At 28.8% G+C, this 21,058-nt stretch carries 23 protein-coding genes; 9 read left to right on the top strand and 14 right to left on the bottom strand.

The features are described from left to right. Nucleotides 1–11 precede the first annotated feature (11 nt). Nucleotides 12–593: a lysoplasmalogenase gene (locus tag RRF68_RS01330; protein WP_315944732.1), complete on the bottom strand. Its 582-nt coding sequence runs from the start codon at nt 591–593 to the stop codon at nt 12–14. A 394-nt stretch (nt 594–987) separates the two neighbouring features. On the opposite strand from RRF68_RS01330, the gene RRF68_RS01325 reads away from it, so the two are divergent. Beyond that, nucleotides 988–1,362 (top strand): DoxX family membrane protein, encoded by a 375-nt coding sequence (locus RRF68_RS01325; protein WP_315944731.1) that lies wholly within the window; start codon nt 988–990, stop codon nt 1,360–1,362. Between the two features lie 62 nt (nt 1,363–1,424). Here the strand turns inward: RRF68_RS01325 and RRF68_RS01320 are convergent, their stop codons facing one another. The 7 genes from RRF68_RS01320 to RRF68_RS01290 form a co-directional block, all read right to left on the bottom strand. Beyond that, on the bottom strand, nt 1,425–2,099 hold the full coding sequence (locus RRF68_RS01320; protein ID WP_315944730.1) for a lysoplasmalogenase family protein: 675 nt from the start codon (nt 2,097–2,099) through the stop codon (nt 1,425–1,427). Between the two features lie 6 nt (nt 2,100–2,105). Further along, entirely contained in the window at nt 2,106–2,756 is a 651-nt protein-coding gene (locus RRF68_RS01315) for a lysoplasmalogenase (protein ID WP_315944729.1), read from the bottom strand. Nucleotides 2,757–2,802: 46 nt separating this feature from the next. After that, nucleotides 2,803–4,800, bottom strand: a complete 1,998-nt coding sequence (gene ligA, locus RRF68_RS01310; RefSeq protein ID WP_315944728.1) for an NAD-dependent DNA ligase LigA — start codon at nt 4,798–4,800, stop codon at nt 2,803–2,805. A 24-nt stretch (nt 4,801–4,824) separates the two neighbouring features. After that, nucleotides 4,825–5,388 (bottom strand): hypothetical protein, encoded by a 564-nt coding sequence (locus RRF68_RS01305; RefSeq protein ID WP_315944727.1) that lies wholly within the window; start codon nt 5,386–5,388, stop codon nt 4,825–4,827. Between the two features lie 495 nt (nt 5,389–5,883). Next, a complete protein-coding gene (locus RRF68_RS01300; protein WP_315944726.1) occupies nt 5,884–6,258 on the bottom strand; it encodes a hypothetical protein in 375 nt (124 codons plus the stop codon). Nucleotides 6,259–6,353: 95 nt separating this feature from the next. Continuing rightward, a complete protein-coding gene (locus tag RRF68_RS01295; RefSeq protein ID WP_315944725.1) occupies nt 6,354–7,796 on the bottom strand; it encodes a glyceraldehyde-3-phosphate dehydrogenase in 1,443 nt (480 codons plus the stop codon). A 136-nt stretch (nt 7,797–7,932) separates the two neighbouring features. Further along, entirely contained in the window at nt 7,933–9,312 is a 1,380-nt protein-coding gene (locus RRF68_RS01290; RefSeq protein WP_315944724.1) for a trypsin-like peptidase domain-containing protein, read from the bottom strand. Between the two features lie 133 nt (nt 9,313–9,445). On the opposite strand from RRF68_RS01290, the gene dapF reads away from it, so the two are divergent. From dapF to mltG, 3 genes are read left to right on the top strand one after another with little or no spacing between them, the layout of a single operon-like run. Continuing rightward, entirely contained in the window at nt 9,446–10,216 is a 771-nt protein-coding gene (dapF, locus tag RRF68_RS01285; RefSeq protein WP_315944723.1) for a diaminopimelate epimerase, read from the top strand. Next, complete coding sequence (locus tag RRF68_RS01280; protein WP_315944722.1) at nt 10,216–10,740, top strand: GNAT family N-acetyltransferase; 525 nt, start codon at nt 10,216–10,218, stop codon at nt 10,738–10,740. The genes dapF and RRF68_RS01280 overlap by 1 nt, the downstream gene beginning before the upstream one ends. Then, nucleotides 10,733–11,761, top strand: a complete 1,029-nt coding sequence (gene mltG / locus RRF68_RS01275) for an endolytic transglycosylase MltG (protein WP_315944721.1) — start codon at nt 10,733–10,735, stop codon at nt 11,759–11,761. The genes RRF68_RS01280 and mltG overlap by 8 nt, the downstream gene beginning before the upstream one ends. Nucleotides 11,762–11,770: 9 nt before the next feature. Here the strand turns inward: mltG and RRF68_RS01270 are convergent, their stop codons facing one another. From RRF68_RS01270 to RRF68_RS01260, 3 genes are all read right to left on the bottom strand, one after another. Beyond that, on the bottom strand, nt 11,771–14,437 hold the full coding sequence (locus RRF68_RS01270; protein WP_315944720.1) for a carboxypeptidase-like regulatory domain-containing protein: 2,667 nt from the start codon (nt 14,435–14,437) through the stop codon (nt 11,771–11,773). After that, a complete protein-coding gene (locus tag RRF68_RS01265) occupies nt 14,425–15,162 on the bottom strand; it encodes a GLPGLI family protein (protein ID WP_218772818.1) in 738 nt (245 codons plus the stop codon). The genes RRF68_RS01270 and RRF68_RS01265 overlap by 13 nt, the downstream gene beginning before the upstream one ends. A gap of 66 nt (nt 15,163–15,228) precedes the next feature. Next, on the bottom strand, nt 15,229–15,519 hold the full coding sequence (locus tag RRF68_RS01260) for a hypothetical protein (protein WP_275316074.1): 291 nt from the start codon (nt 15,517–15,519) through the stop codon (nt 15,229–15,231). A gap of 216 nt (nt 15,520–15,735) precedes the next feature. Between RRF68_RS01260 and RRF68_RS01255 the strand changes: the two genes are divergently transcribed. Beyond that, nucleotides 15,736–15,951: a helix-turn-helix domain-containing protein gene (locus RRF68_RS01255; RefSeq protein WP_218772820.1), complete on the top strand. Its 216-nt coding sequence runs from the start codon at nt 15,736–15,738 to the stop codon at nt 15,949–15,951. Nucleotides 15,952–16,287: 336 nt separating this feature from the next. Further along, nucleotides 16,288–16,878, top strand: coding sequence for a peptidoglycan-binding protein LysM (locus RRF68_RS01250; RefSeq protein WP_315945382.1), 591 nt, complete (start codon nt 16,288–16,290; stop codon nt 16,876–16,878). Nucleotides 16,879–16,926: 48 nt separating this feature from the next. On the opposite strand, the gene RRF68_RS01245 is transcribed toward RRF68_RS01250, so the two are convergent. Genes RRF68_RS01245 through dnaA form a run of 3 tightly spaced genes read right to left on the bottom strand, consistent with a single transcriptional unit; the run spans nt 16,927 to nt 19,516 of the window. Then, nucleotides 16,927–17,634 (bottom strand): SAM-dependent methyltransferase, encoded by a 708-nt coding sequence (locus tag RRF68_RS01245; protein ID WP_315944719.1) that lies wholly within the window; start codon nt 17,632–17,634, stop codon nt 16,927–16,929. Beyond that, a complete protein-coding gene (locus RRF68_RS01240; protein WP_315944718.1) occupies nt 17,634–18,089 on the bottom strand; it encodes a low molecular weight protein-tyrosine-phosphatase in 456 nt (151 codons plus the stop codon). Before RRF68_RS01240 ends, RRF68_RS01245 begins: the two co-directional genes overlap by 1 nt. Nucleotides 18,090–18,091: 2 nt before the next feature. Then, entirely contained in the window at nt 18,092–19,516 is a 1,425-nt protein-coding gene (dnaA, locus tag RRF68_RS01235) for a chromosomal replication initiator protein DnaA (RefSeq protein WP_275316077.1), read from the bottom strand. Nucleotides 19,517–19,689: 173 nt separating this feature from the next. Here dnaA and RRF68_RS01230 point away from each other — a divergent pair, with 173 nt between their 5' ends. From RRF68_RS01230 to RRF68_RS01220, 3 genes are all read left to right on the top strand, one after another. Then, nucleotides 19,690–20,097 carry an acyl-CoA thioesterase gene (locus RRF68_RS01230; RefSeq protein WP_218772824.1) on the top strand — a complete coding sequence of 136 codons (408 nt, stop codon included), beginning with the start codon at nt 19,690–19,692 and terminating at the stop codon, nt 20,095–20,097. 11 nt (nt 20,098–20,108) lie between these two features. Next, nucleotides 20,109–20,681, top strand: a complete 573-nt coding sequence (locus tag RRF68_RS01225; RefSeq protein ID WP_218772825.1) for a cob(I)yrinic acid a,c-diamide adenosyltransferase — start codon at nt 20,109–20,111, stop codon at nt 20,679–20,681. Nucleotides 20,682–20,780: 99 nt separating this feature from the next. Next, on the top strand, nt 20,781–21,002 hold the full coding sequence (locus tag RRF68_RS01220; RefSeq protein ID WP_028889331.1) for a DUF2795 domain-containing protein: 222 nt from the start codon (nt 20,781–20,783) through the stop codon (nt 21,000–21,002). Nucleotides 21,003–21,058 lie beyond the last annotated feature (56 nt).

Raw genomic sequence — 21,058 nt, 5'->3', positions numbered from 1 at the left:
TTTATAAAATATCACTTTATAGCCTCTACATATTTATCTTTTAATATAATTGCTCTTACTATTAAATATTGAGCTGTTATATATAACAGGATTACAAAAAAGTCAAGTATTTTACTGTACTCATTATAAATATTTAAAACAATAAAACCATCTGAAATTACAAAAAAAGTTGCACTTAATAGCAAAAGAAAATTGGCTTTTGTTTTTTGTTTTTGATAATTTATAAAAGCAACTGATCCGAAGATTGATATTACTAATCCGAACTCTACTACCGGAACCAACATATCTTTTAAATTATCATAAACAACATACATTATAGCTAGAAAATATAATATATATGGTATTAACGAAAATACTATTCTTGTAAAGGATATATTCTTTATAAAATCTATTGTCAGTTTTATATACAGCACATGTGTAACTAAAAAACATGCAATACCAAATACAAAATATTTTTTTTGATCTAATAAAAGAACATCACCTAAAAATGCAAAAAACAAACCTGCCACTAACCATAAATTAACTTTTCTAATAGAAAGAAAGTATATAGCTATAAGTGAAAGCATCAACAATGGCTTAAATATAATTTCCATTGTTTTATTTTGAATTATCACAGCAAATATATCTGCAACTGAAACAATAAAAAACAACATCAACAATACTAACAGTATCCTTTTTCTTATCATGTTTTATAGAATTTTATAAAAAAACAACTCTAAATTTCACTTTTTATCAATAACAATATACATTGATTTTCTTTAAAAAGACGGCAAAAATAAGAAGTTTTTTCTTGTTAATACACTTTATTATAGCTCCTATATTCAATTTAATTAACTCCCTATGATATAGTCTCTCTAGAATATTATTATTAATTTTTACTACAAATCAAACTCAAATATTAAGGGTATAATAACTTCAAAAAAAAGAGTTTTTATATAAATGTAAGGCGTTAAAATACTGACCGTCTATAACATAAACTTAATATAAATGAAAAAATATTTTCCTTTTTTATTAAAACTACTTATTAGTATTATTATGATACAAACATTGTTTTTTAAGTTTACCGGTGCACAAGAGAGTATTGAGTTATTTACCAAGTTAGCTGTTAAAAATGAAGCTTTTATGAGAATAATAACTGGCATATTAGAGTTTGTCGCCGTTGTATTACTATTTACACCTAAACACTTATGGTTAGGTGCTGTATTAACAATAGGTTTAATGAGCGGAGCAATTAGTGCTCATTTAACAAAGCTAGGTATTGAACATAATAATGATGGCGGGATTTTATTTATAAGCGCTACAGTAACTCTTTTTTCTGCAATTATACTAATATTTGTAAACAGAAAAAAAATCCTTCAATAAGGGATTTCTCATAACTTATACATACTCAAACCTTAAAAAAGAAGACATCTAATTTTTAACAATTATTGTTTTATTGCTTTTTTATTTTTATCAGTAAATCCTGTATAAATAACATAATAAGAAAACCAATACAGCAACTCCGCTAAAAACAAATAATATGATTTTTTTTCATCGAGTAAATCAATTGCATACACCGAATCTGAAGCAATACTCATAAAAAAACCTAAAAGAAGTAAAAAATTAGCTTTGTTCATTTTGTATAAAAAATTAGCAAAAGCTAATGCGCCTAAAGAAAACGCTGTAAAACCATAAACAAGAACTACTATATAACCTATATCTCTTTCTGCCTCTCCATAAATCATTAAAAATAGTAGTATAAAAAAAGCTAAAAACAACAAGATATACAAAGGCACTAAACCTCTTTCTTTAGGTTTTATATAACTTATTATTAGCTTTATAAATAGCAAGTGCTCTATAAAGAATAAAACTACTGCTAACAAGTAAAACTCTTTAAAAGTGCTAAAAACACTTCCTAATATCGTTAAAACAAAAGCTATTACTACTAAAATATCTTTCTTTTTAACTTTTAACACATAGAGAGTACCTAGAAAAATTACTGGTAAGGATATTAAAAATGGCTTTAAAATATCTATCCCCATAAAAACTACATATAAATATATTGCGGAAACAATAAAAAAAAATGTTCTTAATATAAGCTCAATAACTCTGGGAGACATTTACATCTATTTTAAAATTAACGCTTTACATATAAAATATTGAGATACAATATACAAAACAACTATTAAAAAATCTAAGAAATATATTGGACTGTAAAAGTTATTTAAAGCAATTAAACTATCGGATACTATAAACAAGATAGCACCTAGCAATAACCATAAATTTGCTAATGATTTTTCTTGTTGATAATTTAACAAAGCACAAGTACCAAAACCTGAAATTGCAATTCCGTATATAATTACAGGAACTAACATTTCTCCTAAATTATCTTTTATTAAATACAATACTCCCAAAAACAACAGCACAAAAATCACCGCTGCTTTTAATATTTTAACAATAGATTTTTTTGCTAAAAATTTAGAAATCATTTTTATGTACAAAACATGTGCTATTAAAAAAGAAGCCAATCCGAATACAAAATAATTTGTTTTATCTAATAAAAATACATCACCCCAAAATGAAAAAAACAATGCTGAAACCAACCAGAAATTAGGTTTCTTAACAGATAGTAAATAAACTATTACCAAGGTTGTCATTAGTAAAGGTTTAAAAATCATTTCTAAACTTTTATCCTGAATTATCACCGCATACACATCTATAATAACTACTAATAAAAAAATAATGGATGCAATCGTTATTTTAATCTGTTTTGTCATATTACAATATGAGTTTGAGTAAATTTATGTTTTTAAAAATATTTTCTTAATTAATCATATTGATAAAATCTTGCTCAGAAATAATAGAAACACCTAAACTTTCTGCTTTCGCTAATTTACTTGGTCCCATATTATCTCCAGCAACAATAAAACTTGTTTTTTTAGAGATTGATGAACTTACTTTTCCGCCGTTATCTTCAATAGCTTTTTTAAGTTGATTTCTACTCATTTGATGAAAAACACCAGAAACCACAAATACTTTTTCAGCAAGTTTATCTGTCTGACCTTCTAAACTTTCTGCAGAAACCTCTAACTGAACTCCGTGAGTTTTTAACCTATTAATTAATTGAATATTTTCTAAATTGTTTGAAAAATCGATAATACTTTGGGCTATTCTACTTCCTATTTCATCTACAGAAATTAGCGTTTCTAAATCGGCCGCTAATAAATTATCTATCGTCTTAAAATGCTTTGCTAGTTTTTTTGCTACAGTTTCTCCCACAAAGCGAATTCCTAAAGCAAACAGTACTTTTTCAAACGGAATTTCTTTTGACTTCTCAATTCCTGCTATCATATTTCTAGCAGACTTTTCAGCCATTCTCTCTAACGGAATTACCTGATCAACTGTTAAATCATATAAATCAGCATAACTCTCAATCAATCCTTCTTTACGCAATAAATCGACCGTTTCTCCTCCTAAACCATCTATATCCATGGCTTTTCTACTGATGTAATGTTGAATTCTTCCTGTAATTTGTGGTGCACACCCAAACTCATTCGGACAGTAATGTTTTGCGTCACCTTCATTTCTTATAAGTTCGGTATTACATTCTGGGCAATTGGTTGCATATTTTGTAGGTTCAGAATCATCAGGTCTTTTTGATACATCTACTGCTATAATTTTCGGAATAATCTCACCTCCTTTTTCTACAAAAACAGTATCATTTATTCGAATATCTAATTTTTCAATCTGATCAGCATTATGTAACGAAGCTCTTTTCACTACAGTTCCTGCTAATTGCACAGGTTTTAAATTTGCTACTGGCGTTATAGCTCCTGTTCGGCCTACCTGATACGTTATTTCTTCTAAAACTGTTGATACCTGTTCTGCTTTAAACTTATAAGCTATTGCCCAGCGCGGTGCTTTTGCCGTATACCCAAGTTCTTCTTGTTGTTGTAAATTATTAACTTTAATTACAACTCCGTCTGTTTCATATGGCAAATCATGTCTTTTAACATCCCAGTCATTTACAAAATCAAAAACAGCATCGATAGTTTTTGCTAGTGTAATTGTTTCTGGCACTTTAAAACCTACTTTTCGAGCATTCTCTAAATTCTCATAATGTGTTTTATATTTACGTTCTTCTGTAACTACTTGATACAACAAACAATCTAATGGGCGTTTTGCAACCTCAGCACTGTCTTGCAATTTTAAACTTCCACTTGCTGTATTTCTAGGATTTTTATATTCTTCTTCTCCATTTACAACTCTTGCTTCATTCATTTTACGGAATCCTTCAAGAGGTAAGATGATTTCTCCACGCATCTGAAAATCAGCAAGAAAATCACCATTAAGTGTTAACGGGATTGATTTTATAGTACGAATATTAGTGGTTACATCATCTCCCTGAAAACCATCTCCGCGTGTTACCGCTTTTACAAACTGACCTTTTTCATAGGTTAAATTTATAGATGCGCCATCGTATTTAAGCTCGCATGTATATTCAATATCATCAGAGCCTAACATTTTTTGAATGCGCTTTTCCCAGTCTTGTAAATCTTCTTTAGAATAAGAATTATCTAAAGAATACATTCTGTTTTTATGAGTAATAGTTTCGAAATTTTTAGTGATTTCTCCCCCTACTCTCTGCGTTGGTGAATTTGAATTAAAAAATTGTGGATTATCTAACTCTAACTTCTCTAACTCTTTCAGTTTTATATCGAAATCATAATCTGAAATAGTTGCATTATCTAACACATAATAATTATAATTGTGCAGATTTAGTTCATCGCGAAGCGATTGTATTTGTTGTTGAATTGTCATTAAAATAGTAGGACTAACAATATATTATTTTTTTACTGTACCTGTTAAAAACTGAATTCCTTTTGATATTGGATTCCCAGAAGAACGACGAAAAGAAACTATTTGACCAACGTGCCAAGTTGCATCCGATATTGGTCCGTTTAAAGTGTTCCAAAACGGAAATTCTTTTTCTCCAAATATAATTTTATATTGTGATACATCTTTGCTTACTCTTAAAATATCACTTGCATCTTTTAAATTTTCTAACGTCTTTTTACGTTTCTCTGTAAATGTCATTTCTGGTTGTTTTTCTCCATTCGGTTTCTTTAACATCGCATTTAAAGTAACCTGAGATAAGCCTAAAATATGATCTATTGTTTCTATTGAACTTCTTGATTCTTTATTTGGCTTAAAATCCAAATCTTTAACTGTTAATCCTTCTGTTGCCCAATAATAACGAAAACCTAATCCGTCTATGATTCTACTAGCAACTGCTCCTGCAGTATATTCCGTTGCTGCTTCCGGAATCTCGTAATATGGTAATCTTGTTTGCGCATTAGTTGTTGCAATCATTAATATTATTAAAATAGAAGGAAAAAATAATTTCATATCTTTAATTTTAAAGCTAATTTAAGAAAAAGTTTTGGGTATTAATCGTCAATAACAAAAGTTGTGTAGTTGTTTAAAATAGAAATCACTAATACATATACAAGTAGTAATATGTGCAATTGATTTTTAACTCAATCACTAAAAAAACACAAACAAAAAAGCATCACCTAAAATAAGTGATGCTTTTTTAAAATTTTCCATATTGATTAATCCCCCAATTTATCAATATGATTTCCCCTGTGTATTATACTACAAATATGCAACGAAAAAACGCTTTACAAAAACACTTTTGTATAGATGGTATCATTTTATGTATAGATTGTTTTCACTACTACATAAAACCTTCAGTAATATAATTTATTCTTAAAAATAAAGTTAATAAATTTAATTATTTACAATTAAAAACCAAAATTTAAAATACATACTAATTTTTTAACAAAAAAAAGACTAAAGCTTTCGCTTTAGTCTTTTTTTTAATATATGATGCTTTATATATTATTTTCTTAATTTCATCGAGTAAACGATATCTCCTTGTGTTGCAGAAAACAAAAGCTCTTTGTCATTTAATAGCTTAATTTTTAAACCATCAATTAAACTTTCATCTCCTTCTAATTTAATAGATTTGGTAGCTTCTACAAACTTCCAATTACCATTCTTTTCATCATCACTCATTACAACTTGGTACTTACCATCTTTGTGAAAAACCATCCAACTGTTATCATCTGAATAATTTTGAATTTCATCACCGATTTGTACTGATTCAACCTGCCATTTACCTGACGTTAAAAAATCTAGTTCATTAATTTCTTGCGAAAAAGATGTTGTTACGACACTTAGCAACAACAAAAGCATAGGGAATACTTTTCTCATAATTTGGGGAATTAGGGGTTATAATCCTCAAATATAACAAAATAGGTCGAAACAAAAAATATTTCAACCTATTTTAGTAAATTTATTATACTATGTTAATAATAGGTATAACGTCTAACTTTTGCGATATGCTTTGCTAAACGCATTACTTGATGAGAATATCCGTATTCATTATCATACCAAACATATATTACAATTGTATTACCATCTGCAATAGTTGCTTTACTATCAAAAATTGAAGGAGCTGTTGTACCAACTATATCTGATGATACTAATTCATTATTCATAGAATATTGAATTTGCTCTACTAAATCACCTTCTAAAGCATACTGCTTCATTATTGCATTTACAGCCTCTACAGTAGTATTAGAATTTAACTGTAAGTTTAAAATAGCTAAAGATCCGTTTGGTACTGGTACACGAATGGCACTTGATGTTAATTTACCTTCTAAAGCTGGTAATGCTTTTGCAACAGCCTTACCTGCTCCAGTTTCTGTAATTACCATATTTAAAGCTGCTGCTCTACCTCTACGGTATTTACTATGCATGTTATCTACTAAGTTCTGATCGTTAGTATAGGCATGAATGGTTTCTAAATGACCTTTTTTAATTCCGAAGTTATCTTCTAATACTTTTAATACTGGTGTAATAGCATTGGTTGTACATGAGGCTGCAGAGAAAATATCTATATTATCAGGGTTGTTTTCGGCATGATTTACTCCGTGTACGATATTCGGAATTCCTTTACCTGGCGCAGTTAATAATACTTTACTTGCTCCTTTTGGTACTAAATGACGACTTAATGCTTCTTTATCTTTAAATGCACCTGTGTTGTCTATAATTAATGCATCGTTGATTCCGTATTTAGTATAATCGATATCTTCTGGTTTCCCCGCAGATATCATATAAACCGTAGTTCCATTAATAATTAACGCATTGTTATCTGCATCAACCTGAACAGTTCCTAAGAAATCTCCGTGAACTGAATCTATACTTAATAAGGATGCTCTTTTTTCTAATACAGCTTCGTTAATTTCTCCACGAGTAACAACTGCTCTTAATCTTAATTGAGAACCTTTACCCATTTTACTCATTAACTCACGTGCTAATAAACGACCGATACGACCAAAACCATATAAAACAACATCTTTTGGCTGAATCTCTTCTGCCCCTGTAGCGTCTTTTAATTGATTTTGTACAAAAGCTAATTTATCTGCATTGTTATCATCTTGTAAATGATATTCATATGCTAATTTACCGATATCTAATTTTGATGCTGGTAAATCGATAGATTGTATTGCTTTTGCTATTTCTAAAGCATCGTTTATAGAAATTGGTTTTGCTACGAATTCTCTAGCATAATCTATTAAATTTAAAACCTCACTAGCTCTTTTATCTACTAACGGATTTCTAAATAATACTAATTCTATAGATTTATCGTACCATAAATCATTAACGATATTAATAAACTCAACCGTAGCTCGTCTTACTTGTGCTTGACTTACTACTTCTTTTTCGTAATTTGTTATTGTTGACATAGTTGTGTGTTAACTAAATTTTTAAAAATTTGCTGTAAAAATAGGGATTTCAAACGGTTTCATAAATAGTTTCACCAAAGAAAAATGTCGCTGAAAAATAATTTTCAACGACATTTGTACCTTTTATTAAAATATTTTAAAATCGAAAATATTCTTTTTTTCCTTCAGGACTCATCAACTCTAGTATCATTTGTTGATTACCTGTATAAGCATCTAAAACAGTAACAGCTTCAGAAGCATTGGTTATTTCTTTGCCGTTTATTTTTGTCAAAATATAACCTGCACCTATTTTGTAGTATAAAAAACCTTTATTATTGGCGCCTGTAATTTTAGCTCCTCCAGTTATTGCATGTTTTTTTCTTTCTTTTTTTGATAAATCTTTTAATTGTACTCCGAATGAATATGATGTAAACGTATTTTTCTTAGCCAACTTAACAGTTTTCATTAAATCTTCGCCATTTCTTGTAATCGTTAAGTTTACATATTCACCAGGTCTTTTTGCGGTTAATTGTCCTTTTAAATCAGAAAACTTAGTTATTTTAATATTATTAACTTTTGTTATAATATCTCCTTCTAACAAGCCTGCTTTTATTGCTTCACTATTACTTTCTATTTCGCCTATTTTAACACCTTCAATATCTTTTATTGAATTATCAACGCTAATACCAATTATTGCCTCTTGTACAGATCCGAATTCTAACAAATCATCTACTACTTTTTTAGCAATGTTAGATGGCACCGCAAAAGAATACCCAATAAAAGAACCTGTTTTAGATGATATCGCTGTGTTTATTCCTATTAATTCTCCTCTAGTATTTACTAAAGCTCCACCACTATTACCAGGATTTACGGCTGCATCTGTTTGAATAAAAGCTTCAATATTTCTATTCCCATCTAAATCACGTCCTTTTGCACTTACAATACCTGCTGTAACTGTTGATGTTAAATTATAAGGATTTCCTACTGCTAAAACCCATTCTCCTATTTTTGCATTATCTGAATTACCAAAAGGTAAATATGGTAAATCCTCGTCAGAATCTACTTTTAACAAAGCAATGTCATTACTTTTATCAGTTCCTACTAAAACAGCTTTTAACTTTTTACGATTGTTTAAGGTAATTTCAATTTCACTAGCCCTATCTATTACGTGATTATTAGTTACAATATATCCGTCAGGAGAAATTATAACACCACTCCCCGTTCCTACTTGCTCATATTTACGTGTACCGCTTCGTCCGAAAAGTTGCGCATATGGATTCTGCTGTGTTCTTACCGCTGTATTTTTAACATGCACTACTGCATGCACTGTTTTATCTGCCGCTTCGGTAAAATCAGTAGGACTTAATTCCGAATTAATGACTGTTGATGGATAGTTTGCTGGTATTGTTTTTAATGGTGATTGTATTTCGCTCACCTGAATTATTTCTTGCGGATTCTCAATTATCATCTTATATCCTGCAAGTGTAATTACGCCTCCTAAAATGGCGATTCCTAATGTTTTAATTGTTTTTTTCATTTGCTTACAAAATTTATCTATTCAAATATAATATTTTAACATTTTCAAAAAAGTTGTTTAACGTTGTTTTAACGGATTTTAACCGCTATTTAACACATTTTAATTCATTAGAAATCTTGTATATTTGCTTCTTATGAATTTAGTTTTTTACAAATACCAAGGAACAGGTAACGACTTTGTTATAGTCGATAACCGCACAAAAATATTTCCGAAAAATAACATTGCTTTTATTAATAAACTATGTAATAGAAATTTTGGAATTGGTGCCGATGGCGTGATTTTAATTGAAAATCACAACACAACCGATTTTAGAATGATTTATTTTAATGCAGATGGAAGCGAAACTATGTGTGGAAATGGCGGAAGATGTGCCGTTGCCTTTGCTAAAAAACTAAACATTATTGATCGTAAAACAACCTTTACTGCTTTTGATGGTGCACATTATGCCGAAATTGACAATGGCATTATTTCATTACACATGGTAAACGTAAACGAAATCAACATAAAAAAAGACGCTGTTTATGCATTTACAGGCACACAACATCATGTAGAGATAGTTGAATCCTTAGATAATTACCCTGTTTTTGAAAACGGGAAAAAAATAAGATATAGTTACGATTCTCCTGGTGCTAACGTTAATTTCACACAACAAATAAACAACAATACTTTTAGGGTTAGAACCTATGAAAAAGGTGTGGAAAATGAAACTTTAGCCTGCGGAACAGGCGTTACAGCAGTTGCTATTGCAATGCACGCTACTAAAAGAACAACTGAAACTTTAATTAAACTACCTGTAGAAGGCGGTTTATTAGAAGTTAGTTTTGATGAAGAAAACGGAAATTACACAAATATTTTTCTAAAAGGACCTGCCCTTTTTGTCTTTAAAGGCGAAATTGAATTGTAATGAATACATTAAAAGGTACACATATAAATTTAAGAGCGCTTGAACCCTATGATTTGGAGTTTCTATTTCAAATAGAAAACAATGAATCTTTTTGGGAAATTAGCCATACGCAAGCACCGTTTTCTAAATTTATTCTAAAGCAATATTTAGAAAATGCCCATTTAGATATATATGAAGCTAAACAATTACGCTTAGTTATTGAAAATAATACCTCGTTGAATGCTATCGGAATGATTGATCTTTTTGATTTTAACCCGCAGCATAAAAGAGCCGGCATCGGAATTTTAATTCACCCTGATTATCAACAAAACGGATTTGCTTCTGAAGCTTTGCAGCTATTAATTAATTATTGCTTTATACACTTACAAATACATCAGCTATATGCAAATATTACTGCTGACAATAAAAATAGTATCCGTCTTTTTACAAAACACAATTTTAAAGAAATCGGTGTTAAAAAAGATTGGATTCTAAGCAACAATATATATAAAGACGAAATTTTATTTCAATTGATAAATGAATAAGAAAATAATATACATAGCTATTGCCATTATATTTTTAATTGGCGGAATTATTAGTTTTAATTTTTATCAGAAAATATTTGGCAATGCGGTTACTAAAAGCGGGGCTATTTATATAAAATCTGATGATACTTTTGATGGATTAAAAAAACAGCTCTCTAATTACATCAATAAACCTGAAAACTTTATTTGGGTTGCCGAAAAGAAAAAATTTACAAAACCGAAAGGCGGAAAATACATTCTTAAAAAAGGAATGAGTTTAAACGATGTAGTAAACTTATTGAGGAGCGGAAACCAGACTCCGATAAAATTATCTTTTAACAATCAAGATTCATTAGAAAAACTGGCAGGTAGAATTGCAGAACAAATTGAAACTGACTCCATTTCTTTAGTAAAAGTAATGAGAGAGAATGACTTTTTAGTGAAAAATGGTTTCAATCAAAAAAATGCGTTAGGTATGTATATTCCTAATAGTTATGAATTTTATTGGAACACCTCTGCTGAAAAATTCCGCAGTAAAATGCTTATTGAATACAATCGCTTTTGGAATACAGCAAGATTAGCTAAAGCTAAAAAACTAAACTTATCAAAAAAGGAAGTTATTACCTTGGCTTCTATCGTACAGAAAGAAACTGCGCAAAAAAGCGAACGCCCAATTGTAGCTGGTTTGTATTTAAACAGGTTAAGAGATGGTTGGCCTTTACAGGCAGACCCAACAGTTATATATGCGATTAAACAACTTAAAGGTGATGACTTTATTGTAAAACGTGTACTTAATAACGATCTTAAAATTAAATCGCCTTATAATACGTATCAAAATACAGGTTTACCGCCATCATTAATTGCAATGCCAGATGTATCATCAATAGATGCAGTTTTAAACTACAAAAAACATGGTTACTATTATATGTGTGCAAGTGTAGATAATATTGGTTTTCATGATTTTGCAAGTTCTTTAGCACAACACAACAGAAACGCGGCTAAATACCAAAGATGGATTACACAACGTGGAATAAATAGGTAAGTTTATTCTTTAGAACCTATATTCCAAACCTATTAGTATAGATTTTGGCAGCAGATTGTATTCTGTTGTCGAAGTTCCAATATCGCTTATATTAGAATCTCTGAACTGCTTTACATTAAACAAATTCTTACCAACTAACTCCATTGTTAATTTATTTTTAATTAACGTGTAAGTGCTTTCAAAATCTAAAAAAGTATACCTATTATTTACTTTTAAATTTCCAAAAGAATAGTGTTCTAATTTTATTTTAGAATTAAGACTTTTGTTAAATGCAAAGGATAAATCTAAAAAGCTAACATTATCTACAAAAGAATTATTTTCTATAATTTTTATTTGAATATCTTTCCATTCTGACCCTATATGGTAATTAAAAAAACCTCGAAAACTAGAACGTAATTCAAAACCATAATTATAATTCTTTGTTATTATTTCTCTTAAACTAGAATTATTAATTGTGTTTTTATATTCACTCTTAACATAACCAGTTTTTAGTTTTAAAATTGAATTAATAAACTTAAAATAGTAGTCTGCATTTGCTACAATTCCTATTAACTTTCTATCTTTAATTAAAACTTTATTTACTTGAACGTAATTTTGACTTAAATTAATATCTGAGGAAAAAAAATCATGATTTACATTATAAAACATTGAAATGTTAGCAAAAAAACGATCACTCCAATTACCTAAATTATAGTTAAACCTTAAGTTAGATGTGCTCAATTGATTTAATTCATTGATTCCTCTTGAAAAAGATCGAAAATCAGTTAGTAAATAATTACTATAAACATCTATTATACTTGTATTTGTTTTATTATAAGAATAATAAGATGAAATTTTATTTCTATCATTTATAGCCCAACTAACCCCTATCTTAGGGTTTATAAAAAAAGGTTTTTGTTCTTTTGTAGTATTTTCATTTTTTAGAAAATTAAGAATTTGATGAAAATTTAATTCTCCCAAAAATTTAATTTTTTTAAGCTTATAAAGATATTTACTCTTAAGATACAAATCATTTACCCTATAAATAGTTTTATTTTGATATCCAACAGGCGTACTTATAACATTAGTATTCTCTAGTAAAGACAAATTAGATGTAAGCTCATCTCCTCTAAACTTATTACCTAATTGTAATTCTAATAAACTCCCATTTTTTTTTCTATTTAATAAATGAGCACTCACACCTGCAAATTGCATATAGTTCGCACTATATTGTTTTACATTGTTAACTTTATCGGTGTTTACAAATAAATCACTAAACAAAAATCTATCTACTTTGTAATTTTGAGGTGTTTCTTCATTTATTAATCTCCCTGTTAATAACAACACCTTTTTGTCATCTAATTTATGAGTATAGGTTATTTTTTGATCAAACAGTTTATTTTTAGATTTTACTCCTTCAATTGTTGTATCACCATTAAACACTAAATTGGAAACGCTATTAAAATCTCCTTGATTATACTTTAGAGAAGATACCAACATTTTATTTTTAGATATATTATAATTTATATCCAGTTTACCAAAAGCGATGTTATTCTTTTTTGTTAGCTTATAATTTTCTTTATTATCAAAACTAATATTATCTAAATCAACAATCTCTAGGCTGTTTTTAGTAAAACCAACAATATCACTATTAAAAAAACCTAAAGCTTTTATCTTTAGTTTATCTGAAGGATTAAAAATTACATTTAATGATAGTAACTTTGCATTATTAAAATTTGTACGATTTTTATTAAAGCTTAAATTTATATTTGATAATTCTAATAAACTTGTTGCTTTTTGATCATCTCCAATACTACCAGGTTCATCTAATCTATACGGATTTATTAACTCTTGTACATCACCTACCGCATCATATCCTAAATTATTTAAATTGGTAAGAAAATAATACTTATTCTTCTTTCCAAAATTCATTAAATTCCCCTTGAAATGATAAAAATTATTATTACCAATACTTGCTTTAGAATTACCAAACCAAATTCTTTTTGAATTTTTATCTAGTTTTAAATTTAAAGCAACTTTATCACTATCTTCTATACCTTTTAATAAACGATTATTAGAATATTTTTTTAGTATCTCTACTTCTTTTATAACATAAGAAGGCATGTTTTTAGATAATATCTTGTAACCTTTTTCAAAGAAATCATCACCATCTACCATTAATTTTTCTATCTCCCTATCTCCTACTTTTATAGTTCCTTCACTATCTACAGTAAGCCCGGGAATTTTCTTTAATAAATCCTCTACAGAATATTCACTTCCATCTATAAAAGATGACACATTAAAGAGTATTGTATCTTTTTTAACAATAATTGAACGTTTACTTTTTACAATTACTTCATCTAATGTTATTTTATTATCCTCAAGAACAACCTTTTTTTCAATAACTACTAGCTTATTATCAACAAGTAAATCAATAGTTAATTCTTTATAAGGCAACGAGGAAAATGTTAAAGAATAATGTCCCTTTTTAACTTTATCAAAATAAAAATATCCTTTTTCATTTGAATAACAATAAGACACAATACTTTTAGTGTTTTTATCTTTTAAAATAACAGCAACACTATTAATATTTTCTTTACGGCTATTCTTTATATATCCATGAATTTTAGATTGAGAGAACAAACTATTAGCAAATACCAATAAATAAACTGTAAAAAATAAATTTATTTTTCCCATTCATATACTAATTCAAGGTCATTTCTATCATTTTTAGGTATTGTAACAATTGCATCTTTTGGTAATAAACTCATAAGTTTAGCCCTCATTATTTTCGAATTCTCTTCTTCAATTTTAATAAGTTTTCTTAAGGATACTCTTTTAACTTTTTTGTAAGGAACTTCAATTTTTTTTACACCTGGATATTTAATTTTACTTGCTCTCCATTTAAAAGTATTCGTTACATCTTTTATTTCTAGAATTAAACCTGGTAAACCATTAAATTTCCATGGACCAAAAGAAAAAGGTAATTTTATAGAGTACCATGCTTTATAATCTCTACCTCTAAAATTAACTGTTGCTTTATTACAATTATAGTTAGCTATTTTTTTTGTTTCTGTATAATCTATTTTCCAATTCATTTTTGGAATTTCTTCAACTATTTCATAAATAGTTTTTTTTCTTATATCATAACTAATAAGTGTATTGTTTTTTTTATTGGTTAATCTATAAATATCAATTCTATCTCCACCTATAGTAATCTCATTAGAAGAAGTTATTCTTGCCTTGTTACCTGTATTTAATTTTTCTAAAAAAGTTTTAAATATGGCTTTCTCATTATCACAATTTAATACTGCAATTGTTTCATTATATCTAGAATTATCATAAAAATCATACTCAACAGTAATCTTATTTTGTTGTGAAAACCCTAATAAAGGCATAAGTAATAGTAAAATAAATTTCATTTTTTTCTTATTAAATAAAAGGTTTTACATGTTTTTTAATACATGCAAAACCTTTAAAATTAATTATTACTGTAATGCATCTAACAAGTCTGACAATAGCTGCTTACAATCTGCTGCCGTCTCTGTTTTCACAGTAATATTAACTACAGTTTGTCCTGTTTGATTATTCTTAATATGAATACTACAGTCACCACTAACTTCATCATAACTTATAGTAGAAATTGTTTTAACATCTTTTTTTACAAAGTTTTCTACTTTAAATGACTCAATATTGTTATCATTCATTTTTTCTAAACCTGTTGCATTCGCTGTAACAAAAGCACCTAAAAATAGTGCTGTTAAAAATACTTTTTTCATAATTTTTAATTAATCTATGAAATATTTATAGTCAACCATAGCATATTGACTAAATTGCAATGTTTTTCAAAACTATACATTTAAAAAACTGACACAAAAATATTCCTACTCCTTTTGCGACTAATGGTTAACCCTATTTTAAAATAGGGTTAACCATTAGTCGCAAAAGCTATTTTTATAATAATAATAATAATATCTTTAGCACAAAAAAAGAGCATGAAAAAGTCTACAGAAATTGAACTTTCTTTAATTCTTATAAAGTTAAAAGAAGAAAGATTAAAAACGGGGATGTCGCAAGTGGATTTTGGAGAAAAAATTGGTTTAAGTCAAAACGCATACTATAAATTAGAAACTGGAAAAACGAAACTTGATATGTATCGTTTTTTAGCTATCTGTAAAATTTTAGATATTGAGCCTAAATCTTTTTTCTAATGTACTATATAACTAACACTATATCTGTGCAAGCTTTGAAAAAATTGGTTTTCATGATTTTGCAAGCTCTTTAGCTCAACATAACAGAAATGCTGCTAAATACCAAAGGAGGATTACACAACGTGGAATTGTTAGGTAATTTTAACAAAATTTTATTCTCAGTAAAACATCAAAAAAAACATAAATAAGATAATATAATTATCATTTCATTGATTTTTAAACAACAAAAACATCCATAATCGGAGATATTCACATTTTACAACAACCTTAACATATTGATTGCTAATGATTTACATTAATTAGTGTACATTTGCATCGCTAAACAGAAAGTAACTAATTATCAAGTATTTAGTATTTTTATTAATAGGTTTTGTAGCGCTCGTTAGTTTTACAACTCCAAAAGTTAAAAAAGATAAAACAACACCTAAACCAAAGAAAACAGCATATTATGCTGATAACTTTAATATTCCTTTCTTGGTTAAAGATTTTGTTGGCTTTAAAGAAGCTTTAGCTTTTAAAGAATCACAAGGAAAATACCGAGTTGTAAACAAACTAGGCTATTTAGGTAAATACCAATTTGGAAGAGAAACCTTAAAAAGGTTTAGAATTTACAATACGCAAAACTTCTTAAAAACTCCTGAATTACAAGAAAAGTCATTCGTGGCTTACTGTAAAGTAAATAAATGGATTTTAAGAAAAGACATTAGAAGAAGTGTAGGTAAAACTATTAATGGTACTAAAATTACCGAATCTGGTATTTTAGCTGCAGCACATTTAAGTGGTGCTGGTAACGTTAAAAAATACTTGCGATCAAACGGTGTTTTTAGATTTAACGATGCATTTGGAACATCTATAAAATCTTACATGAAAAAATTCGCCGGTTATGATGTTTCTAACATCAAACCTAATAAAAAAGCGCGCGTTTAAAACGTTAAAAAACATAAAAAAATCGCATCTTAGTAAGATGCGATTTTTTTATGTTTTATGAAGTATAAAAATGGTAGGTCGTTTGTGTAAATCGGTTTTTATATTTTTCCATTCATTAACCGTATGTGTTTTTATATATTCTGATGGTAATGTTATATCACACGCTACACACACCCTTGTTTCAGGAGATAAAATTGTACGCAAATCATCTAACATCTTTTCATTACGATAAGGTGTTTCTATAAAAATTTGAGATTGATTTTTATCTCTAGAAATTTTTTCTAGTTCTTTTATTGCTCTTTTTCTATCCGATTTATCGATAGGTAAATAACCGTTAAAAGCAAAGTTCTGCCCATTCATACCAGAACCCATCATTGCCATTAATATTGACGAAGGTCCTACTAAAGGCACTACCTGAACACCTCTTTCGTGTGCCAATTTTACAATACTTGCGCCAGGATCTGCAACCGCAGGAACACCTGCATCTGATAGTAAACCAATTGAAATTCCTTTATCACAAATATCTAAATAATTTCGAATTTCAATATCGTTAGAATATTTATCTAACAATAATAACTCTAAAGAAGGTTGTGCTTTATTTGGTGTAATTCTTTTTATAAATCTTCTTGCAGATTTTTCATTTTCTACAATAAAATGGTCAAGATGTTCTATTACTTTTTTAACTGATATAGGCATCACCTCTAATGGTTCGGTTTCGCCTAAAGTTGTTGGTATTAAGTATAATTTCCCTTTCATTAGTTCTCTAATTTTGAAGCAATAATTTCACAGGCTTCATCTAACATTTTATATACATTTTCAAAACCTTGATTACCTCCGTAATATGGGTCTGGAACATTTCTGCTTTCTGTTGGATATTGCTCGTTTAAAATCATTTTTACTTTTTGAGCATCTTCATTATCATCAATTATCGAAAGAATATTGTGATAATTACTTTCATCCATTGCATAAATTAAATCAAATTCCTTAAAATCTGATATCACAAATTTTCTTGAGCGTTGGTTTGTTATATCTATTCCGTATTTTTTAGCTACTTCAATAGATCTTTCATCTGGTAATTCACCAACATGATAACCAGCAGTACCAGCAGAATCAACTTTAAAAAATTCGCTTGATAATTTTGATTGTAAAATACCTTCGGCTAATGGCGAACGACAAATATTCCCCAAACAAACCATTAGTATTTTTTTCATAATTACAAGGTTAACTTTTTGGTTAAATCTTCCACGTATTTTTTAAATTGCTTATCTGTTTCTGTTAAATTATCTACAGTTTTACAAGCATGTAATACGGTAGCGTGATCTCTTTTACCAATCTGACTTCCAATACTTGCTAATGAAGATTTGGTCATACGTTTTGCAAAAAACATCGCTAACTGACGTGCTTGAACAATGTGCCTTTTACGTGTTTTAGATTGTAAAGTAGCAACATCCATATCGAAATACTTCGATACTACTTTTTGAATATAATCGATAGAAACTTCTTTCTTTGTATTCTTAACAAATTTATCAACAATTTCTTTTGCTAATTCAACCGTAAATTCTTTTCTATTAAAAGAAGCTTGTGCTATCATCGAAATAATAACACCTTCTAATTCACGAACATTAGATTTTATATTCTTTGCTATATATTCTACAATTTCTTCTGGCATTTCAACACCATCTCTATATAATTTATTTTGAAGAATAGAAACACGTGTTTCAAAATCTGGTGCTTGTAATTCAGCTGATAATCCCCATTTAAAACGAGATAATAAACGCTGCTCTATGTCTTGCATATCTACAGGCGCTTTATCAGAAGTTAAAATTACTTGCTTTCCATTTTGATGTAAATGATTAAAAATATGAAAGAATACATCTTGTGTACCTGTTTTTCCTGATAAGAACTGAACATCATCAATAATTAAAACATCAACCATTTGATAAAAATGAATAAAATCATTTCTAGTATTCGACTTTACAGAATCGATAAATTGTTGAGTAAATTTTTCTGAAGAAATATATAAAACTGTTTTATCAGCATATTTGTCTTTTATCTCTACTCCTATAGCGTGTGCTAAATGTGTTTTACCTAAACCAACTCCTCCGTAAATTAATAACGGATTAAATGATGTTCCTCCTGGTTTATTAGCTACTGCCATACCAGCAGATCTTGCCAATCGGTTAGCATCACCTTCTACAAAATTATTAAAATTATAATTCGGATTTAATTGAGATTCTATTTTTACCTTTTGTAACCCAGGAATAATAAAAGGATTTTTTAATTCTCTTTTAGATTCTAAAGGAACTGTTACTTTTTGAGGTTTTAACGGGTTACGGTTTGAACTCGGTATTTTTACTGTTTGAGGGCTATTACTACTATACGTATTTTCCATACGTACATCGTAAATTAATTTGGCCTCGCTCCCTAACTCTCTTACTAAAGCTACTCTTAATAATTTAATATAATGCTCTTCTAGCCATTCGTAAAAAAATTTACTAGGCACCTGAATTGTAAGAGCTTCCCCGGCCAATTTTGTTGGCTTAATAGGCTCAAACCAAGTTTTATATGCTTGGGGCTTAATGTTGTCCTTTATAAAAGACAAGCATTCATTCCAAACTGAATCAGCAGTTTTAGTCATTTGGGTTAAAAACAATTTTAGTTGTTAATTTTTATTCGATTTCTGGGGGCTACAGGTATACCTGTTTGAGCGAACAAAAGTGTGAATAAAATTCAGTATAAAAAAATCAATCTCCTATTGATTCTTAACTATTTTTTACGTAACGTTATTGCATCTTAAAAACAAAATATAATTTGTTAAAAAACAAAACTACAATCCGTGTTCGATATTCAGAGACTGACCAAATGGGAGTGGTATATCACGGTAATTACGCACAATACTTCGAGATCGGCCGCACAGAACTACTGCGTTCTACAGGTGTTACATACAAATATATGGAAAAAAATGGGGTAATGCTGCCAGTTATTTCATTATCCTGTAATTTTAAAAAATCAGCCGTATATGACGATCAAATAACAATTACAACTGTTATAAAAAAAACACCTTCTGTTAAAATAGAATTTGACTACGAAATTACCAATCAAGACAATCAATTAATTTGCACTGGCAACACTATTTTAGCTTTTATAAATATGAATACAAAAAAACCAATGCGTTGCCCTAAATATATTTTAGAAAAACTAACTTTACCAAAACAATAATAAAAAGCATAATGAAAATATATACTAAAACTGGCGATAAAGGAACTACAGCTCTTTTTGGTGGAACTAGAGTTCCTAAACACCATTTACGAATTGAAAGCTATGGTACTGTAGATGAATTAAATTCATATATAGGTTTAATAAGAGACAAAAATACAGATGACTTATTAAGAAACTCACTTTCTAAAATTCAAAGTGAATTATTTACACTTGGTGCAATGCTTGCAACTCCGCCAGAAAAAGAAACCTTAAAAAATGGTAAAGAGCGTTTAAATATACATAAAATAACAGCTGCTTCTATTCAGTTTTTAGAAGATCAGATGGATTTCATGAACAAGAGCTTACCGCAAATGACTCATTTTATTTTACCAGGAGGACACGAAACTGTGTCATTCTGTCACATAGCACGTTGTGTTTGTAGAAGAGCAGAGCGCTTATCAGTAGCTTTAAATGAAGAAGAAGAAATTAACAGTGCTGTTTTAATGTATTTAAACCGACTTTCTGACTACCTTTTTGTACTGGCACGAAAGTTGTCCCAAGACTTAAACGCAGAGGAGGTTAAATGGATTCCTGAAAAACTGTAACTAAGTTCTTTTTTTATTGATTTCACATTTTTTTAAAAAAACTTGACTTTCTCCAAAAAAAAATTATTTTTGCGAGAATCTTACTAAAAAGACAAATAAATGTATTGGACACTTGAACTAGCATCATATTTAGCAGATGCACCTTGGCCTGCAACTAAAGACGAACTAATTGATTACGCTATTCGTACTGGAGCGCCTTTAGAAGTCGTTGAAAATTTACAAGATATTGAAGATGAAGGAGATTCATACGATTCGATAATTGAAATTTGGCCAGACTATCCGACTGAAGAAGATTATCTTTGGAACGAAGACGAATACTAAAAATACAATCACAAAAAGTCTCTAATATAAGAGGCTTTTTTTTTGCTTACTTTTAA

Source organism: Tenacibaculum sp. HL-MS23 (genome assembly GCF_032463465.1).
Taxonomy (GTDB): domain Bacteria; phylum Bacteroidota; class Bacteroidia; order Flavobacteriales; family Flavobacteriaceae; genus Polaribacter; species Polaribacter bernardetii.
The sequence above is the reverse complement of the archived record's forward strand: the minus strand, read 5'-3'. Positions and strand labels throughout refer to the sequence as shown.

What these genes read in the sequence shown, in the direction of transcription:
- RRF68_RS01330 (WP_315944732.1), bottom strand. Translation starts at nt 593, where the DNA reads ATGGAAATTATATTTAAGCCATTGTTGATGCTTTCACTTATAGCTATA.
- RRF68_RS01325 (WP_315944731.1), top strand. Translation starts at nt 988, where the DNA reads ATGAAAAAATATTTTCCTTTTTTATTAAAACTACTTATTAGTATTATT.
- RRF68_RS01320 (WP_315944730.1), bottom strand. Translation starts at nt 2,099, where the DNA reads ATGTCTCCCAGAGTTATTGAGCTTATATTAAGAACATTTTTTTTTATT.
- RRF68_RS01315 (WP_315944729.1), bottom strand. Translation starts at nt 2,756, where the DNA reads ATGACAAAACAGATTAAAATAACGATTGCATCCATTATTTTTTTATTA.
- ligA (WP_315944728.1), bottom strand. Translation starts at nt 4,800, where the DNA reads ATGACAATTCAACAACAAATACAATCGCTTCGCGATGAACTAAATCTG.
- RRF68_RS01305 (WP_315944727.1), bottom strand. Translation starts at nt 5,388, where the DNA reads ATGAAATTATTTTTTCCTTCTATTTTAATAATATTAATGATTGCAACA.
- RRF68_RS01300 (WP_315944726.1), bottom strand. Translation starts at nt 6,258, where the DNA reads ATGAGAAAAGTATTCCCTATGCTTTTGTTGTTGCTAAGTGTCGTAACA.
- RRF68_RS01295 (WP_315944725.1), bottom strand. Translation starts at nt 7,796, where the DNA reads ATGTCAACAATAACAAATTACGAAAAAGAAGTAGTAAGTCAAGCACAA.
- RRF68_RS01290 (WP_315944724.1), bottom strand. Translation starts at nt 9,312, where the DNA reads ATGAAAAAAACAATTAAAACATTAGGAATCGCCATTTTAGGAGGCGTA.
- dapF (WP_315944723.1), top strand. Translation starts at nt 9,446, where the DNA reads ATGAATTTAGTTTTTTACAAATACCAAGGAACAGGTAACGACTTTGTT.
- RRF68_RS01280 (WP_315944722.1), top strand. Translation starts at nt 10,216, where the DNA reads ATGAATACATTAAAAGGTACACATATAAATTTAAGAGCGCTTGAACCC.
- mltG (WP_315944721.1), top strand. Translation starts at nt 10,733, where the DNA reads ATGAATAAGAAAATAATATACATAGCTATTGCCATTATATTTTTAATT.
- RRF68_RS01270 (WP_315944720.1), bottom strand. Translation starts at nt 14,437, where the DNA reads ATGGGAAAAATAAATTTATTTTTTACAGTTTATTTATTGGTATTTGCT.
- RRF68_RS01265 (WP_218772818.1), bottom strand. Translation starts at nt 15,162, where the DNA reads ATGAAATTTATTTTACTATTACTTATGCCTTTATTAGGGTTTTCACAA.
- RRF68_RS01260 (WP_275316074.1), bottom strand. Translation starts at nt 15,519, where the DNA reads ATGAAAAAAGTATTTTTAACAGCACTATTTTTAGGTGCTTTTGTTACA.
- RRF68_RS01255 (WP_218772820.1), top strand. Translation starts at nt 15,736, where the DNA reads ATGAAAAAGTCTACAGAAATTGAACTTTCTTTAATTCTTATAAAGTTA.
- RRF68_RS01245 (WP_315944719.1), bottom strand. Translation starts at nt 17,634, where the DNA reads ATGAAAGGGAAATTATACTTAATACCAACAACTTTAGGCGAAACCGAA.
- RRF68_RS01240 (WP_315944718.1), bottom strand. Translation starts at nt 18,089, where the DNA reads ATGAAAAAAATACTAATGGTTTGTTTGGGGAATATTTGTCGTTCGCCA.
- dnaA (WP_275316077.1), bottom strand. Translation starts at nt 19,516, where the DNA reads ATGACTAAAACTGCTGATTCAGTTTGGAATGAATGCTTGTCTTTTATA.
- RRF68_RS01225 (WP_218772825.1), top strand. Translation starts at nt 20,109, where the DNA reads ATGAAAATATATACTAAAACTGGCGATAAAGGAACTACAGCTCTTTTT.
- RRF68_RS01220 (WP_028889331.1), top strand. Translation starts at nt 20,781, where the DNA reads ATGTATTGGACACTTGAACTAGCATCATATTTAGCAGATGCACCTTGG.